Annotated in this window: 16 protein-coding genes and 1 pseudogene; 11 read left to right on the forward strand and 6 right to left on the reverse strand. The window is 42.8% G+C overall.

Going from position 1 to position 15,987, the window contains the following annotated elements; all coding sequences use genetic code 11:
• Nucleotides 1-92 precede the first annotated feature (92 nt).
• A complete protein-coding gene (locus DC094_RS05185; protein ID WP_116685990.1) occupies nucleotides 93-1,826 on the forward strand; it encodes a hypothetical protein in 1,734 nt (577 codons plus the stop codon).
• Between the two features lie 390 nt (nucleotides 1,827-2,216).
• Here the strand turns inward: DC094_RS05185 and DC094_RS05190 are convergent.
• From DC094_RS05190 to DC094_RS05210, 5 genes and pseudogenes are all read right to left on the reverse strand, one after another.
• A pseudogene (locus tag DC094_RS05190) lies at nucleotides 2,217-3,191 on the reverse strand (IS4 family transposase); the annotation flags it as partial.
• A 412-nt stretch (nucleotides 3,192-3,603) separates the two neighbouring features.
• The gene (locus DC094_RS05195; RefSeq protein WP_241503966.1) at nucleotides 3,604-4,800 is read right to left on the reverse strand and encodes a class I SAM-dependent rRNA methyltransferase; all 1,197 of its coding nucleotides are present in this window, start codon (nucleotides 4,798-4,800) and stop codon (nucleotides 3,604-3,606) included.
• Nucleotides 4,801-4,894: 94 nt separating this feature from the next.
• A complete protein-coding gene (locus DC094_RS05200; RefSeq protein WP_116685992.1) occupies nucleotides 4,895-5,296 on the reverse strand; it encodes a hypothetical protein in 402 nt (133 codons plus the stop codon).
• 3 nt (nucleotides 5,297-5,299) lie between these two features.
• Nucleotides 5,300-5,740: a P-loop NTPase family protein gene (locus DC094_RS05205; RefSeq protein WP_116685993.1), complete on the reverse strand. Its 441-nt coding sequence runs from the start codon at nucleotides 5,738-5,740 to the stop codon at nucleotides 5,300-5,302.
• Nucleotides 5,741-5,830: 90 nt separating this feature from the next.
• On the reverse strand, nucleotides 5,831-6,703 hold the full coding sequence (locus DC094_RS05210) for a LysR family transcriptional regulator (protein WP_116685994.1): 873 nt from the start codon (nucleotides 6,701-6,703) through the stop codon (nucleotides 5,831-5,833).
• A 103-nt stretch (nucleotides 6,704-6,806) separates the two neighbouring features.
• Here DC094_RS05210 and DC094_RS05215 point away from each other — a divergent pair, with 103 nt between their 5' ends.
• From DC094_RS05215 to DC094_RS05225, 3 genes are all read left to right on the forward strand, one after another.
• A complete protein-coding gene (locus tag DC094_RS05215; RefSeq protein ID WP_116685995.1) occupies nucleotides 6,807-7,556 on the forward strand; it encodes a GDSL-type esterase/lipase family protein in 750 nt (249 codons plus the stop codon).
• Nucleotides 7,557-7,656: 100 nt separating this feature from the next.
• A complete protein-coding gene (gene fliS, locus DC094_RS05220) occupies nucleotides 7,657-8,103 on the forward strand; it encodes a flagellar export chaperone FliS (protein ID WP_116686219.1) in 447 nt (148 codons plus the stop codon).
• The gene (locus tag DC094_RS05225) at nucleotides 8,104-8,367 is read left to right on the forward strand and encodes a hypothetical protein (protein ID WP_116685996.1); all 264 of its coding nucleotides are present in this window, start codon (nucleotides 8,104-8,106) and stop codon (nucleotides 8,365-8,367) included. It abuts the gene before it with no gap.
• 256 nt (nucleotides 8,368-8,623) lie between these two features.
• Here the strand turns inward: DC094_RS05225 and DC094_RS05230 are convergent, their stop codons facing one another.
• Nucleotides 8,624-9,544, reverse strand: coding sequence for a LysR substrate-binding domain-containing protein (locus DC094_RS05230; RefSeq protein ID WP_116685997.1), 921 nt, complete (start codon nucleotides 9,542-9,544; stop codon nucleotides 8,624-8,626).
• A gap of 149 nt (nucleotides 9,545-9,693) precedes the next feature.
• Here DC094_RS05230 and DC094_RS05235 point away from each other — a divergent pair, with 149 nt between their 5' ends.
• From DC094_RS05235 to DC094_RS05265, 7 genes are all read left to right on the forward strand, one after another.
• Complete coding sequence (locus tag DC094_RS05235) at nucleotides 9,694-10,173, forward strand: TRAP transporter small permease (RefSeq protein ID WP_116685998.1); 480 nt, start codon at nucleotides 9,694-9,696, stop codon at nucleotides 10,171-10,173.
• Complete coding sequence (locus tag DC094_RS05240) at nucleotides 10,166-11,464, forward strand: TRAP transporter large permease (RefSeq protein ID WP_116685999.1); 1,299 nt, start codon at nucleotides 10,166-10,168, stop codon at nucleotides 11,462-11,464. Before DC094_RS05235 ends, DC094_RS05240 begins: the two co-directional genes overlap by 8 nt.
• A 59-nt stretch (nucleotides 11,465-11,523) precedes the next feature.
• Nucleotides 11,524-12,516 carry a TRAP transporter substrate-binding protein DctP gene (gene dctP, locus DC094_RS05245; RefSeq protein ID WP_116686000.1) on the forward strand — a complete coding sequence of 331 codons (993 nt, stop codon included), beginning with the start codon at nucleotides 11,524-11,526 and terminating at the stop codon, nucleotides 12,514-12,516.
• 177 nt (nucleotides 12,517-12,693) lie between these two features.
• Nucleotides 12,694-13,050, forward strand: a complete 357-nt coding sequence (locus DC094_RS05250; protein WP_116686001.1) for a (2Fe-2S)-binding protein — start codon at nucleotides 12,694-12,696, stop codon at nucleotides 13,048-13,050.
• A complete protein-coding gene (locus tag DC094_RS05255; protein ID WP_116686002.1) occupies nucleotides 13,043-14,443 on the forward strand; it encodes an FAD/NAD(P)-dependent oxidoreductase in 1,401 nt (466 codons plus the stop codon). The genes DC094_RS05250 and DC094_RS05255 overlap by 8 nt, the downstream gene beginning before the upstream one ends.
• Nucleotides 14,440-15,555 carry an NAD(P)/FAD-dependent oxidoreductase gene (locus DC094_RS05260; protein ID WP_116686003.1) on the forward strand — a complete coding sequence of 372 codons (1,116 nt, stop codon included), beginning with the start codon at nucleotides 14,440-14,442 and terminating at the stop codon, nucleotides 15,553-15,555. The genes DC094_RS05255 and DC094_RS05260 overlap by 4 nt, the downstream gene beginning before the upstream one ends.
• A 64-nt stretch (nucleotides 15,556-15,619) precedes the next feature.
• Nucleotides 15,620-15,970 (forward strand): RidA family protein, encoded by a 351-nt coding sequence (locus DC094_RS05265; RefSeq protein ID WP_116686004.1) that lies wholly within the window; start codon nucleotides 15,620-15,622, stop codon nucleotides 15,968-15,970.
• Nucleotides 15,971-15,987: the final 17 nt, after the last annotated feature.

Here is a 15,987-nt window from a genome sequence, read left to right on the forward strand (position 1 = left end):
TACAGCAGTGACTACAGGGTTGATATACAAATTTTAAAAGAGGATAGAGGTCGCCTCACAAAGATCCCACTAAATTACATTAAGAGAAAAACATGAAAAAAATAATTTTATTATTAATCTTAACATTCAGTTTTGTAGGATGTCAGAACGATCAATTTGAGTCAATAGACCTAGTAAAAGAGTCTATTGATGGAAGTGCCTGGCAAGACTCTTTAGTGGAGGTAGGCAGCAAGGAACCTAACTCAGCAAGGTATGCAACTCCAGTGCCTGTGCATGGATTAGTTACACTGGGAGACCAGAATGCTAGAGGAAACTTCAGACTTAACTGGTCACAAGACCTAACGGATATGACCATCCTTGTTGTTCTACTAGACGGAACCATATGGTTTGGAGAAGGGCATGACTCACGAAACGTGCGCAATGTTAGAGGCTCTGACGTAATTCACGGTGTGTATTTCACAGGAATAGGTGATGAAGGAATCCGTATCTCTGGAGAGGTTTTGTTACAGGGTAGACGAGACGAACTTGTGCGTAATGCTGACATCTATGCCGACTTAGGAGTAGATAACTTGGCAGATGCTGTAGGAGATGAGTTCTATATCTATTATTACGATACATCAACTTACATCAAGTTCTCTAATGGATTCGTTAGAAGCTATGTGAACTATGCTTATGATGTTCATGACAACTATGTTTATGGATGTATCGAGAATACCGCATATACTACCCGCCTAGGTGTATACCGAATCGAGTATGGCACTATCGTATGGACTCTAGATGAAGAGGATCAACCAGACATCAGTGTGTTTGAGATTGATATTCCGAATGGGTATTACCCAGGGAAATACAGAGTACCAGCTGACACGAATACTACTTACCGTCACCCAGCATTCCAATACGCTCATGAGAATGGAGTTCTATTCTTAAATGAAGCAGACTTTATTGCTAGCCCAAATACTTCGTATCACGCTCGCCGTAGAATCTGTTCTGAAGATCCCATCGCAGAGGAGCTTACCCGAAATGGTGAGTTATATGACGCTTTAGGAGTAGATTCTTTAGAGGAGCTTTTAGGAGATGAGTTCTATGCATTCTACTTCCACGGATGGACATACCTTAAATTTAAGAACGGCGTTGTTAATAGCTATGTATCTCGTGGCCATGATGCTCAGAACCCTAGTCAAGAGTTCCCTGGATGTATCAACGAGATTTCTACAGAGTCGAAGGTAGGTGAATACAGAATAGAGCATGGTCGAATCATCTGGACTTTGGACGGACAAGCTCAACCAGATATTGAAGACTTCACCATTTACGAGGAGACCGGACAGATAACAATTCCATCTAGTGCGAATCCTACTGATGCTCAACCAGCTTGGGCTGCCTCTCCCGGGATTCTGTACCCAACAGAAGAAGATCTAATCAATGATGAAGATGCTGAGTATGGTGGTGACCGTATAATCTGCACACAAGCTCAGATAGATAGCCAAGCAGGTTCTACACCTGAGTTGGCTGTTGAGACTTATGCAGACCTTATAGCTGCTATTGACTTAGGCTTCCATGACTTCTGGTATGTTAAGCACACTGAGACCGGCGCTATCGTAAGATTTACTACATTCTGTGGTGATGATGACCGAACCTTACACGTCCAAGGAGCGCCTCACGATGGATCCGAAGATTTCGCCCTTGCATTTAGTGGAGTACTAGAAGTTGACTGGTTAGGATTACCTTGTAAGACAGCGTACTCTACTGGAGAATATTCAACCTTACAGGATAAAGTGCTTGACCTTGTTACACGAGGAATTGCAACCAACTATGGTGTTGATAGGTGAGAAATATTGCACCTTTACAATAGCTTGAGTTGTATTGCGACCTCGATAATGTAGGTGGTAATATCACTGACATCGTTGGTAATGCTCAGCTTAAAGACTTCCTTCAAAACACTTCTGAAGGTAAGAGCATATATTTGGACGGAACATTAGTTGCCTATGCATCATCTAGCTCTGGTTAAGCATACTTTGCTGTATATGAAGCTGAACAAACAGGAACCCTGACCATACACAACAGAGTCCTTATACGACCATTTACTTATATTATAATGAGCCACTACTGTCCGGTCATTGAATAGCAAGCCTCAGCTCGTGCTGTAGCGAGGCTTGCACCGGAGGTTCTGTTTCCGGCGGCTTCGTGATCAAATCTATGAAACATCGAGCTGGTCAGGTTCAAACGGATAAGCTTGGCAATCCCTTGTAAAGATCTCTTGCTCGCACTTCCAATTTGAGCCAGTCGCAGTAATAAATAACCATTGCTACCAAAATCTGAATCTTTACGGCATTTTCCGAGCGATCTGCAAACTGTTTTATTTTTAGATTTTGTTTGATCCATTTAAAAAACAATTCAATTTGCCATCGTGATTTATATAGCCCAGCAATCTCTTGTGCTTCACACTTTAAATCATTGCTAATAAATGTCAGTTCCTTGCCATCTTCTTCTCGGATAATCGTTATTCGACGAAGGTTTTGTGGGCATTTTTTACCTGCAAGACCACTTAACTTAATTACTTGGTCGTGAAGAAGGTTGGGCTGATTGACTGCTTTTTCTTCAATGATTTCGTATTGAGCATTGCCTTTCATTCGCCCTACAAATCGAGTGTTTTGCTGGCAAAGCATATAGTACCAACCGTAATCATTGTACGCTCGATCAAACACATACGTCATTTCAGGTAATACCGGTAAATGCTCTAAAACCTTGCGGTCATTCACTTTTGCATGGCTGATTTCAAAGAATACTGGCACTTTTGCATGCGGGTCATATACCGTGTGGATTTTAACGCCAGCTTTAGTGCTTCTAAAATCCGCCCAGGCAAATTGTTTTAAATTTAAATCAATCGTAGAGGAATCAATTAACCGAACCATTTCACTGTGATCTTTTTTACCGAGCTGTCCTCGGATCTTCTCCAATAAATAGAAGAATGTTTCAGTAAATATGGCGACTGGACGATCACGATTAGCATCCGATAATGTCGAGCGTTTAATCGGTTGCACGCCCAAATGATAATGGTGATGCTTTTTACTATTGAAGTTTTCCACAACATCGCGCAAGGAATCACGCCCGGTAAATTGAGCAAATAGCATGGCTGAAAGCTGAGTCCAACAGTTCAATTTACTCGATTTTCGATCCCCTTGATGACGGTCAACAGCCTTCTGGAATTAATGGCGAGGTAACGGAGAGAGGAGTTGATGAAAGGTTGTGTTAGTATGCTTCAAAGCCTGTTTCCTTGGTGTGTAAGATTGCTGTTTAGACAACCGCTATCTTACCGTAACTCAAGTGGAACAGGCTTTTTTGTTAGTGCCGCTGATCGTGACCGGACAGTAGTGAGAAGAAATGTTTATGCTCAACCCTTTTCTGCTTAAGGTAACGCCATTGATGCCTGCAGTTTCCAAGTATTTATCATCTTTAATCAGTGTACTGGACAGCTATTAATCTTCTTGAAAGTTGTAGTTCGTCTTTGGCTGAGTGAATCCTCAAAACCAAAAAAAATTTGCCCACAAAAAAACCCAGACAAACTAAGTTCATCCGGGTTTTTATTCGATCATTCTTTACTCACCGCTATCTCTGGGTTACTCGACAGAAAGTGGCTTTCAAGTAATCGGTTTCTGGCACGGCGGGCAGAATCGGATGATCCGGACCTTGGCCACCAAAACCGATGATTTGCAGATTACGATCTAAATGCACTGCTGCGCCGCGCAATTGATCGGTCAACTGATCTTTCGGTAAATGCATGGAGCAAGAACAGCTGACTAACATGCCGTCTTTGCTTAACAGGCGAATCGCCAGTTCGTTTAAACGGCGGTAAGCAGATAAGCCTGCTTTAAAATCACGACGACGTGGAATTAATGCTGGCGGATCTAGAACAATCAAATCAAATCGTTCGTTCTGATTTTTCAGCTCTTTCAAGGCTTCAAATGCATCGCCTTGCAGTGCGGTTAATTTATCACCGACACCGTTTAATTCACCGTTGGCCAATAACTGGTCGAGTGCTTTTTCTGAGCTATCGATTGCCCATACTTCTGAAGCACCACCCACCGCTGCTTGCACTGCCCAGCCACCGATGTAACTGAACACGTCCAGCACACGTTTGCCTTTGGCATGTTGCATCACTGCAGCACGGTTAATTCGGTGATCATAGAACCAACCAGTTTTCTGGCCAGTTGAAATAGGTGCTTGGAACTTCACCCCATTTTCAACTAGGTCAACCAACTCTGGCGGCTCGCCAATTAATGGCTTGATGTAAGACTCCATGCCTTCAGCTTTACGTGACTTGCCGTCGTTACGCAGTAAAACTGATTCTGGCTTGAGTACTTTTTCCATCGCCTGCTTAAGTTCTTCCAGACGAATTTCCATACCAGGGTGGTTAATTTGCACCACGTAATGATCGAAATAGCGATCAATCACTAACCCTGGCAGGCCGTCGGAATCGCCATATACCAAACGGTAGCAAGGCTGATCGAAAATACTCTCACGCAGTGAAAGTGCTACTTTCAAGCGATGCACTAGCAATGACTTGTCAAGATGACGCTTTAAATCACGGCTCACTAAACGAGCGCAAATCAAATGCGTTGGGCTCATCAAAGCGTAACCGATTTTCTTACCGTCAGAGCCTTCAACCAGAACTTGTTCGCCCGGCTTAAAGCTAGAGACTGGCGTGGCTTTGCTATCTATTTCATTGGCATAGATCCAGCAATGACCAGATTGCAGCCTACGCTGCTCGTTTTTCTTCAGTTTGAGGATAGAAAAATCTTCCACAGCCAACTCCTGCTTACAGGGCCAAAATTCAAGGCGGCGAATACTACCTGATTTAAGGCCAAAAGAGCAGGCCAAGCCTATCAGCTATCAACTTTTACTGGGGTGTTTCAGCTGAAAGTCGAATGGCCACTTGCTGGGCTGTTTTCCAGTTTCCAAGATAGGCGGCAACTACTTGATCATTTTGAGTAACAAAGAAAACCGGCGGGTAAGTGAATCGCAACTGTTTTCCTGCCTGACGTAGTAATCCATCGGTGGCACCATAGCTGCCAAGAACAGGCACATCACTTGTGTAATCAATCACATTGGCTTTAACTTCAAAACCGTGTTGCTTACCATTTTTTACAACATCTGCAAGGTGATGGTTTTTAAATTTCATACATGGCGGGCAATCATAGGCACCGTAAAAATGAAACGTTACTGCATCATTAGGGCTAGTAACAGCGACTGCTGCGAAGCTTGGTAGAAGCATTAAAAAGAGTAAAATCATACGGCGCATAGCTTATTCCTCTGGCTGCTCTTTTTTAGAAAAATACAACTGACATTGTTCTTTATTTACTGCGACCCATGCTTGAGAACAAATTTGCCACCGGCCATCATCAAAAATCATATTGATACTATTAATATCGTAACTGACCTCTGTTTGGTTTTCTGTCATCTCACAGCCAACTGTGACAGACGCCATATTGGGATAACATTGCACTTCATAAAAGCAGATTTTTTCTGAAAAAGAAGTCAAAACACCGTCGATGCGTAATTGATCCATTCGTTGAATAAACTCACGCGGTGTCACGGCCATTGCAGGTCGGCGAGAAGGAAAACAAATGGCATCAGGATGAAAAGTTGAACGCACCGAATCCCAATTAGGCCGAGTATTTTGATCCCAGCGAAAGCCTTCAAATTGTTGAGTAATTACTTTGATGATCTGTTGTTTATCGTCCATAGCCAACTATTCATTAAGAAGCATACGCTGATTAAAGCGTGATCCTAGATAAAAAGCAGCTGACTTTTATTGCTCGTCAAATAGAAAAACTCACCTCAAATCAGATAGTGCTGTTTTTAACCACGATAGAAAAATCAGGATATCCTTTTTTTTCAAGTCATTTTCACGGCAATATAACTGGTAACAGCCACCGGGCAGCATAGTATCTTTATAAAATGGAACCAGTAATTTCTTTTCCAGATAATACGCAACCAGAATACTACTAACTAACACAATCCCTTTACCACTCAAGCCTGCCTGCAGCACTTGTTCTTCTTCAGAAAAACCAATAACTCGCCGATTAGCGACTCTGTCATTTGCCTGCCGGTTCCAATTTTGCCAATTAACATTCTCAAGCACACTCTGCTGCCATAAAGTATGAATAAACGGTAATTCATCGGTGCAACTAGTAAACGGCGCAAGATAAGCTGAAAAAGATTCATCCAAAAGATGGTAACGATCTAGCCCTAGAATATCTTTTCCTGAGTAACGTATCGCAAAATCCAACGATGCGTCAGATTTCAAATCACATTGGCGCGTCTCAGTTTGTATTGCAATCTCGTAATCGGGGTACTGCTGATAAAAATCCACCAGTAATGGCCCAAGAACCTGCGATGCAAAAGCCGGTGTAGTAGATAGTACTAGCCGCTTTTTGCTATCGGTGACATGCTCTATAACGCGGTAAATTTCTGAGAAAGCTTGCCGCAGTACTGGAGCAATCTGCACACCTTCAGCAGACAAAACAACGCCTTTGTTGCTACGAATAAAAAGGGAAATTCCTAGCTGTTTTTCCAAGCTACGAATCTGATGTGAAACAGCAGTGGGGGTTACTGCCAGTTTTTCAGCAGCAATTTTAAAACTTCCAGAAGATGCGGCCACTTCAAAAGCTTGTAACGCATGAAGTGATGGCAAGCGCTTACTCATACTTTCTCCAGAAAAAACTCATCCTGCAGTATTTTTTTTCATTTGATGCCATGGAACTGATCCTAAATAATCTAATTTATCAAAATATAAAACAAGCTGAAAAATGAAATACATTGTTACCTTATTGTTATTGTTGTGCTCTCTCCAACTTCAGGCAATAGAACCTCAAAAGCCTACAATACTCGCTTTTGGTGATTCTAATACTTGGGGTTGGAAATCTGTTGCCGAAAGCGAAGGCTCAAATGGGAAATTTGCAGATCATGAGCGTTGGACTGGCGTAATGGAACAAGCACTCGGTGGAAATTACAAAGTTGTTGTCAGTGGTTTGGTTGGCCGCACTACCGATTTAGACGGTCGCAATGTGGGCGCTATCTCTGCGGAATCATTTAATGGCGCAGGCGCGTTACCCATGGCAATTGCAAGACACAACCCGCTAGCACTGGTCGTTATTATGCTTGGCACAAATGATCTACAAAGTGGCTATAACAAAACACCGCGGGAAATCGCCCGATCAGCTTTTTCTTTGGCAAGAACAGTTAAAGGAATGAATAACGCACTTTATAGCCACTACCCTGCCCCGCAGGTGTTGCTTATTACGCCAGCACCACTGGGAGACACTTCTAAAACACCACTGAAAAGTCTTTTTCAGTCAGGTGAAGCACCATCAAAACAATTGTCTGCTGCATTCACGGCAGAATCTTTAGCTGATGAAAACCAAGATATTTGGTTAATGGATGCAGGAAAAATCACAACGACTGATGGTGCCGATGGTATTCATCTATCTCAGAAAAATCACAAACTTTTGGGGATGGCTATAGCAAAGTATATCAAGAGCAAATCTACAGCCCTCTAATTTAGAACCTGGTTATCTTCGGTAAATTATTCGACTCAGGCTAAAGAATTTATAGCTTGGGTCGATATAAAAACATCAGCGAGTTAACTGGATGTTTCAAATGTACTCTGCCAATCGCCAAGCCGCGAATGCCTATTCCAACACACGTAGAAACAGTGCAGCTTGTGCCGATCCGCACCAGCTGATTGTCATGCTTTATGATGGCGCAATCGCTCGCATTGCTGCTGCTAAAGGTGCTATCCAACGTAAAGATATTCCGTTGAAAGGCCAAATGATCGGCAAAGCCATTACCATTGTCGAAGGTTTGCGTGGTTGCCTAGATCATGAAAAAGGCGGTGAGATTTCCGACAATCTATCTAATTTATATGACTATATGGAACGTCGACTGCTGCAAGCCAATATGGATAGCAGCTTAGAAATGCTCGATGAAGTAGTCGATCTGATTAATGATATTCGCGGCGCTTGGGTTGAAATTGGTCCACAAGTGAAGCAAGTTAGCGGCCAAGCAACCGTTAACAGCCAAGGCGGCTTTCAGGTCACTGGATAAATGAATAATTTGCAGCAAATGGCGAATGAGTTAATCGCCATGGCACAAGCTAACCAATGGGATGAGATTCAGCCTAAGTTGGATCTATTTCAACAGCAATTGACCGAACAAGATGGTCAGTTGGATTCTGAACAGATATCTCACTTGCTTGCGATTACCGAGCGCTTAACTAGCCTCGGATTGAAGAACAAAGCAGAGATTGCAAAAAAGCTTGCCAGATTAAAGCGAGGAAAAAAGGCGACCAGCGCATACAAATCAACTTAATAACCACATTATCAACAAAGTGCTTGATCAAATTTTTGAATCGTTTATTTTTGAAATAGATTTTTGTAGCACGTCAGGCCAAAGTTTTTTCTGACCTTAAAAGCTGACAATGTATTCTTTTGTTATAGAATTTTTCTATATGCCTGCGGCTTAATCAGAAAAAAGCTTATTCAAAATAGCCAACTTTTTTAATGAAAAGCTGGCTATTTTTTTATCTAAAAATCAGTACCTATTAAGAGGTATTAAATATTACCTACTATTGAAATTCAGCATTCAATAAATGTAATCGTCGAGAAATTAATGCTCTGAAGTCTTCAGCTAAAAGAGATAACGGCCGATGCGCTGGATTGATCAATGAAATGGATAATTGAATTGATGGCGTAAAGGGCTTGAATACTATTGCAGCACGGTTTTCATGGTTATCTCGGTAGCTGGCAGCCGTGATAGGATCACAAATGCAATAACATAAGCCTTGCTCAACCAACTCCATTGCTGGCTGAAAATTTCTCAATTCGAAGCGTTGCACTAAATTAGCCTGCGCCTGAGCAAAAATCTTACTAGTGTCCAAATAAGTAGGATGATCGGTATTTAATGTGGCCATCGGAAAACCATCCAAATCAGCAGGGGTGATTGAAGGTTTCGCGGTTAATGGATCATCAATGGGCAGGGCACAAACACAATCTAAATCAAAACCTTCGGCAGTAATTGCCCGGTTCTTAGTCAACGGCGTTTCGCACAAACCAATGTCGTATTGTTGAGAAGCAACCCATTCTTCGACAATTGCCGAAGAGCGCATCATTAAAGAAGCAGATAATTTAGGTTTGTCTTTTACAAATTCTGCCAGCAATTTTGGCATGTACCATTGCGCCGTAGCGGGCATACAAGCAATTCGCAGTCGCCCTTGTTGCAGGTCTCCGATCTCTTTCATAGTTCTAGTCGATTGAGATAACCGCTCGAGAATGACTTCAGTTTCTTCGAGAAAGTAATAAGCTTCTGCTTTTGGGACGAGCCTACCTCTTTGGCGCTCAAAGAGTGATAAGCCAAGTCCATCTTCTAAGCTTGCGATCATCGCGCTGACAGCCGGTTGAGTACGGTTAAGTGTCCGTGCTGCCTCAGAAATTGAGCCTGCGCGCATCACATCGCGAAAACATTGCAACTGACGAATAGTTAAGTTCATGCAACTCTTTGTAAGCCAATTGGAAAGACCAATAGTATAAGGTAAAGCTATACCTCAATCATTATTATTGTCTTGATCTTGGACAGCTTGAAGTTGCATATTTTAGGAATAAATTAACAAAATCAGCAGTGTCAGTTGAGGAAATTCATATGAATCGAGTTGCCAGCTACCTGCTAACGGGGCTGATCTGTCTTGTTGCTGGCGGACAATTTATCCAGGTAATTACGCGTTATGTTCTAGAAATTCCCGTAATGGGGTTAGAAGAAACGCTGCTTTACCCAACGCTTTGGCTTTATGTATTAGGAGCAGTAAATGCTTCGAGGGAAAATACTCACATAAGAGCAAACGTGTTAGAGATATTTTTGAAAACCACAAAACAAGCCACTATTTTGGCGATCGTTGGCGAAGTAATAAGTATTACGGTTGGTTTATGGCTTACCTGGTGGGCCTGGGACTTTACAAAATATTCATTACGAGTATGGAAAGAAAGCCCAACCCTATACCTTCCTACCTTTTACATGGACATGGCTTTATTTGTCGGTTTGGTTTTAATGATGATTTATACCTTCACTCATTTAATCAAACACATCCGCCAACTTTCTGATCCGGAGAAACCAATCGATGATTGAAATAGCATTACTTGCTGTTGCCGTTCTTGTCATCTTATTGACTCTGGGCGTACCGCTACCTTATTGCTTCGGCGCAGGCTTGATGGTGATGTATTTCATCGGCGACGTAGTAATGAAGGGCAATATACTGTGGGGTTTTCAGCAATTAGGAAATCCGGTTTTATTAGCGATTCCTCTATTCGTGCTTGCCGGTACGATAATGAGCGTCAGTGGTATAGCCGCTAGTTTATTGCGCTTTGTAAATATTTTTGTTGGCCACTTACGCGGTGGTTTAGGTGTTGTAGCAACGATTAGCTGCGCTTTGATCGGTGCCATTTCTGGCTCAGGTTTAACCGGCGTTGCTGCAATTGGACCTTTGTTAATTCCTGAAATGGAAAAACAAGGCTACCCCCGTGAATACGCAACCGCGTTAATTGCCAACTCTTCGTTATTAGGTCTGTTAATCCCGCCTAGCGTCACCATGATTGTTTATGGCTGGGTAACGGACACTTCAATTCTGGCTTGTTTCCTGGCAACGCTCGGCCCAGGCCTGTTAATTATGTTTAATTTCTCCATGGTGAATATTCACATGGCTAAGAAATTTGCATTGAAATTGGAAGACCGTCCTCGTGGACCCGACTTTATTGCAGAAGTCAGCAAACGCGGATTTAAAGCAACACCTGCACTGTTAATGCCTGTAATTATCTTGGGCGGTATTTATGGCGGCGTAATGACGCCAACTGAAGCTGCTGCCGTTGCGGTTATTTATGCCATTCCAGTAGGTTTCTTAATCTACAAAGGTTTAAACCTAAGAACTTTCCTTGGCGCAAGTAAAGAAGCATCCACTGCTGTTGGTGCAATTATGCTGATGATTCTATTTAGCATGATCTTGTCGCAGATGTTCGTTCTGGAAGGTATTCCACAAGAGTTGGTTGAGGCAATTTTCTCGATCACTGAAGACAAAGCAATATTGCTAATACTGATTAACTTCCTGCTGTTTTTTGTTGGCATGGTAGTGAATGACGTAACAGCGATTATTTTGATTGCACCTTTATTGCTGCCATTAATGGAAGCGATCGGTGTTAGCCCAATCCAGTTTGCGGCCATTATGGGTGTTAACACTGCAATGGGTGGTGTAACGCCTCCTTATGCATCGATCCTCTATCTTGGTGCTCGAATCGGTAAAGTAAAAGTTACGAAAGTAATTCGTCCGGCAATGATCCTGATCGTAACGGGTTATTTGCCAGTGGTAATTTTGACCTCCTACTGGGACAACTTATCACTCTTCCTGCCACGCTACTTTGGCTACTAAAAACATATGTCGATATATCAGCCAAATAGAAACAAACAAATAAATAAGAGGTTTTGCTTATGAAAAAATCATTACTATTGTCTACGGTGATCGCTGGCGTACTTGCGATCAGTAGCGTCGCGGAAGCCAAGCGTTTAAAAATCAGTCACATTCGCCCACAGGGCACCACGATTGATTTAGAACTAAAAGATTTTGCCGGTGAAGTTAAAAAAGCTTCCGATGGCGATTTAAAAATGCGCATCTTTGCTGCCAGTGCATTAGGTGACTACACCACAGTACAAGAGCGCGTTTCTGTAGGCGCAGTTGATATGGCAGTTCAGCCAGCAGCGACTGCAGCATCACGTAGAATGCAAATTACCGCATTCCCATATGTAGCCGAAAACTGGAAGCAAGCTAAATCAATTTATGGTCCTGGCGGCGCAATTTATGATGCAATGAAAGGCCTTTATGCCAAGCAGGACATCACCATGCTGGCTGCTTACCCGGTTTATTTTGGCGGTGTTGCATTAAACCGTGAAGCGATTGCTCCTGGTGACCCAACAGTAGAAAAAGGGATTAAAGTTCGAGTACCTGGCATTAAAAGTTTCCAGTTAGAAGGTAGCTCTCTTGGTTATATCAGTGCACCAATCCCTTTCTCAGAAGCCTTCACTGCAGTACAGACTGGCGTTGTTGATGGTGTGATTGGTTCGGGTGCTGAAGGTTATTACGCATCATTCCGTGATGTAACTAAAACCTATATTCCTTTGAACACTCACTTTGAAGTTTGGTACATGATTGTTAACACCGAAACTTTAAATGACTTGGATAAAAAAGATCGTGCGGTATTAGTTAAAGCTGCCACTAATTTCGAAACCAAGCGCTGGACAACGGCTGAAGCTGACCAGGCCGCTAACGAAAAACGCTTGGCAGATAATGGTGCAACCATCATCAAATTGACCGATGAGCAATTGGCAGCAACTGCGAAAAAAGTTCGCGCTGAAGTATGGCCAGTCATCCTCAAGGACGTTGGTGAAGAGTGGGGCAAGAAAATCCTCAGTCAGGTAGCTCCATAAAAAGCCACAAGTCAATTAACACGAAGTAAATCCTGCTGGCGGCAGTAACCCTGCCGCCGCTCCCCACTTATTTTTCTGATTTTTTTATCAGATTTAGGGGAGCTTTGACTTTAAAAAAGGAAAGCGGGTCTTTTTTCTTGGATTTTTCATCAGATTATTAATCTGACAGGCCTTGTTATGTTTCGATCTATAGCCAAAAAATCGGTTCAGGATCAAATGGTGGAAGTATTAATTAACAATGCTTCAGTAATGGTTGCCAAAGGCAGCTCTGTCTGGACCGCAATGGCATTAGCCAACCAGACCGCCACTCGATTAGCTCCAGTCACCAGCCAGTCTCGCTCTGCTTATTGCGCGATGGGTGTTTGTTTTGAGTGCATGGTAGAAATTAACGGTATGCCCAATCAGCAAGCTTGTATGACGGAAGTTGAGTCTGGAATGCGAATTAATTTGCAACAGATTACCGTCGACTCTCAAGCTCAATTAACTGCAAATCATTTAGCCACAGAAATTTCTGATGGAGCGGCTAATGAATAAAAATTATGATATCGCAATTATCGGTGCTGGTCCTGCCGGTATGGCAGCTGCAATCACTGCTTCAAAAGAAGCATCAGTGATTGTTATTAATAATCGCCCTCAAGCAGGCGGCCAGATATACAATAAACTGGCGCAATCACCACTAGAAAAACCTCAAACACTCGGGCCAGATTATACAAAAGGCCTGCCGTTACTAGAACAATTTGAAAGCTGTAGCGCTGAAAAAATTCATGGCGCTTCAGTTTGGCATGCTGGAGATAATGGTGAAGTTCTTATCTCAGAAGATGGCCACACTAAAAAGATTTCAGCTCGGCATTTAGTCATCGCCACCGGGGCAATGGAACGACCGTTTCCTATTTCAGGCTGGCAATTAGATGGCGTAATGACTGCAGGTAGCGCCCAGGTAATGCTCAAGTCAGAAGGCTTGGTTCGTGAAAATGCAATTTTCGCCGGTACTGGCCCACTGCTTTATTTAATCGTTGCCCAATACCTACGCCTTGGCGTTAAAGTTGCTGCAATTATCGATACCACGCCGATGGTTAATTATATTCAGGCGAGCACTTCGGCAATTGGCGCAATTCGTATGCCAAAAATGATTACTAAAGGTATTGGTTTATTAGCTGAAATTGCTAAATCTGGCACACCTTTTTATCGTTTCGCAAAAGATTTACAAGTCACTGAACAAGATGGTAAAGCCAGCGGCGTGCAGTTCAAAGCCAATGGAAAAACTGTAAAGTTAGAAAGCCAAGATATTTTTTTACATCAGGGCGTGGTGCCTAATTTAAATATGGCGCGCTCGATGGATTTACCCATGCAGTGGGATGAAGTCCAATTATGTTGGAAGCCCATTTTAAATAGCTGGGGCCAAAGCAAAATCGAACATATTTCTGTTGCTGGTGATAGCTCTGGCATTGTTGGTGCTGATGGTTCAGAAATGATGGGCTATTTAGTTGGTCTTAATTTACTGCACCAATTGAAATACATTTCAAAAGAAGAGCGTGATCAAAAAGCAAAACCTTTCCGCCAAGAATTTAATAGACAATCTGCTTTTAGACCTTTCGCAGAAAAACTTTATCGTCCTATCGATAGCCATCGTTTACCAAGCGATGACTCAGTCGTTGTTTGCCGCTGTGAAGAAGTTTTACTCGGTGAATTAAAGGAAGGCTTCCGTCAAGGTGCAACTGACCCCAATCAGCTGAAAAATTTGACTCGTTGTGGCATGGGCCCATGTCAGGGGCGAATGTGCGGCCATACGGTAAGCGAACTGGTTGCTCAATGGAACCAGCAAACAGTCGCTGAAGCGGGTTATTATCGCCTGCGCTCACCAATGCAATTACTGACCTTGCAAGAGCTCAGCCTATTCACTGAAATTCGCCCTGGAGACCGCAAATGAAAACTGATGTATTAGTAATCGGTGGTGGAATTCAGGGTTGTTCTGTTGCGTATCATCTCGCCAAGCAAGGCATGGCAGTCACCGTTGTTGAAAAAGATTGTTTAGCACGGCATGCATCTGGCGTTAATGCTGGTGGTATTCGATTAATTGGCCGTCATATTTCTGAAGTTGCATTAAGTAAAGCAGCGATGGAAATGTGGCAAAACCTCGATAATGAATTAGGCCATGAAACCGGATTTCGTAGCCGTAGTTTGGTGAATATTGCGGCCGATGAGGCCGATATTGAAACATTAAAAAAACGCCAACAGTTAATGAATGATCATGGTTATTTTCATGAGAAAATGATTGATCAGCAAGAATTACGAGAACGGCTACCCCATGTATCTGACTTTTGTGTCGGCGGCGCAGTCTCTGAAACCGATGGTTATGCAATTCCTTATCAAGCAACCTTGGCTTACAAATTAGCCGCAGAAAAATTCGGCGCTAAATTTGTTTCTGGCGTTGAAGTGAAGCAAATTCGAAAGCTAGGCAATCACTGGTTAGTTAAATCAGATACTCAAGAATTCGAGTCAGAGCATTTAGTCAATTGTGCTGGTGCTTGGGCAGATCTGATCTCAGTAATGATTGGCGATAATGTACCGCTTTCATACAGCGCGCCAATGTTGATGGTAACCGCTAGAATGCCGCACTTTGCCGGGCCAGTAGTTGGCTCAGTCAGTCGGCCATTATCATTTAAACAGTTTGAAAATGGCACAGTATTAATTGGCGGTGGTGCGAAAGGTTTTGCCGACCGCGCCAACAATAAAACTCGCTTAGATTACCAATTACTGGCCAAAGGCGCGAAGAATGCGATCGATTTCTTCCCAATAATGAAAACGGCCTGCATTAACCGGATGTGGTCTGGTTTGGAAGGCTATATGCCTGATAACTTACCGGTGATTGGACCTAGTCCAAAAGCTGAAAATGCTTGGCATGCTTTCGGATTTTCGGCTCATGGTTTTCAAATGGGGCCGATTGTCGGCAAGATAATGGCAGATCTAGTTTTGACTGGTAAAACAGAGTTCTCACTAGATGCGTTCCGAGTTAATCGCTATGAGCGCAAAGTACTCTAATGACTGCAGTAGCCAAAATCTGTCGTCTAACTAACCAAATTTAAGTGCTCAAAGGAGACACAAAATGACTATCGAACGTTCCGGTTCTACTGACCGAATGAGCAAAATTGTTAAGCATAATGGTACGGTTTATCTATGTGGACAAACCGCCGGTGAAGCCGAGTGGGATATCTGCGAGCAAACTCGCCAGTGCTTGAAAAAAGTAGAAGATTTGCTGGAAGAAGCCGGTTCATCAACCGACCATATTTTATCTGTAACGATTTATGTTCGTGATATGAAAGATTTTGCAGGCATGAACCAAGTATGGGATGCCTGGGTTGCAGACAAGCCAAAGCCAGCCCGCGCTTGTGTTGAATCACGAATGGCTCGCGATTCAATTCTGGTGGAACTGTCGGTGATTGCTGCTGAAAAATAGTTGCTTGTAACAAACTG

Source organism: Pelagibaculum spongiae (assembly GCF_003097315.1).
GTDB lineage: Bacteria > Pseudomonadota > Gammaproteobacteria > Enterobacterales > Pelagibaculaceae > Pelagibaculum > Pelagibaculum spongiae.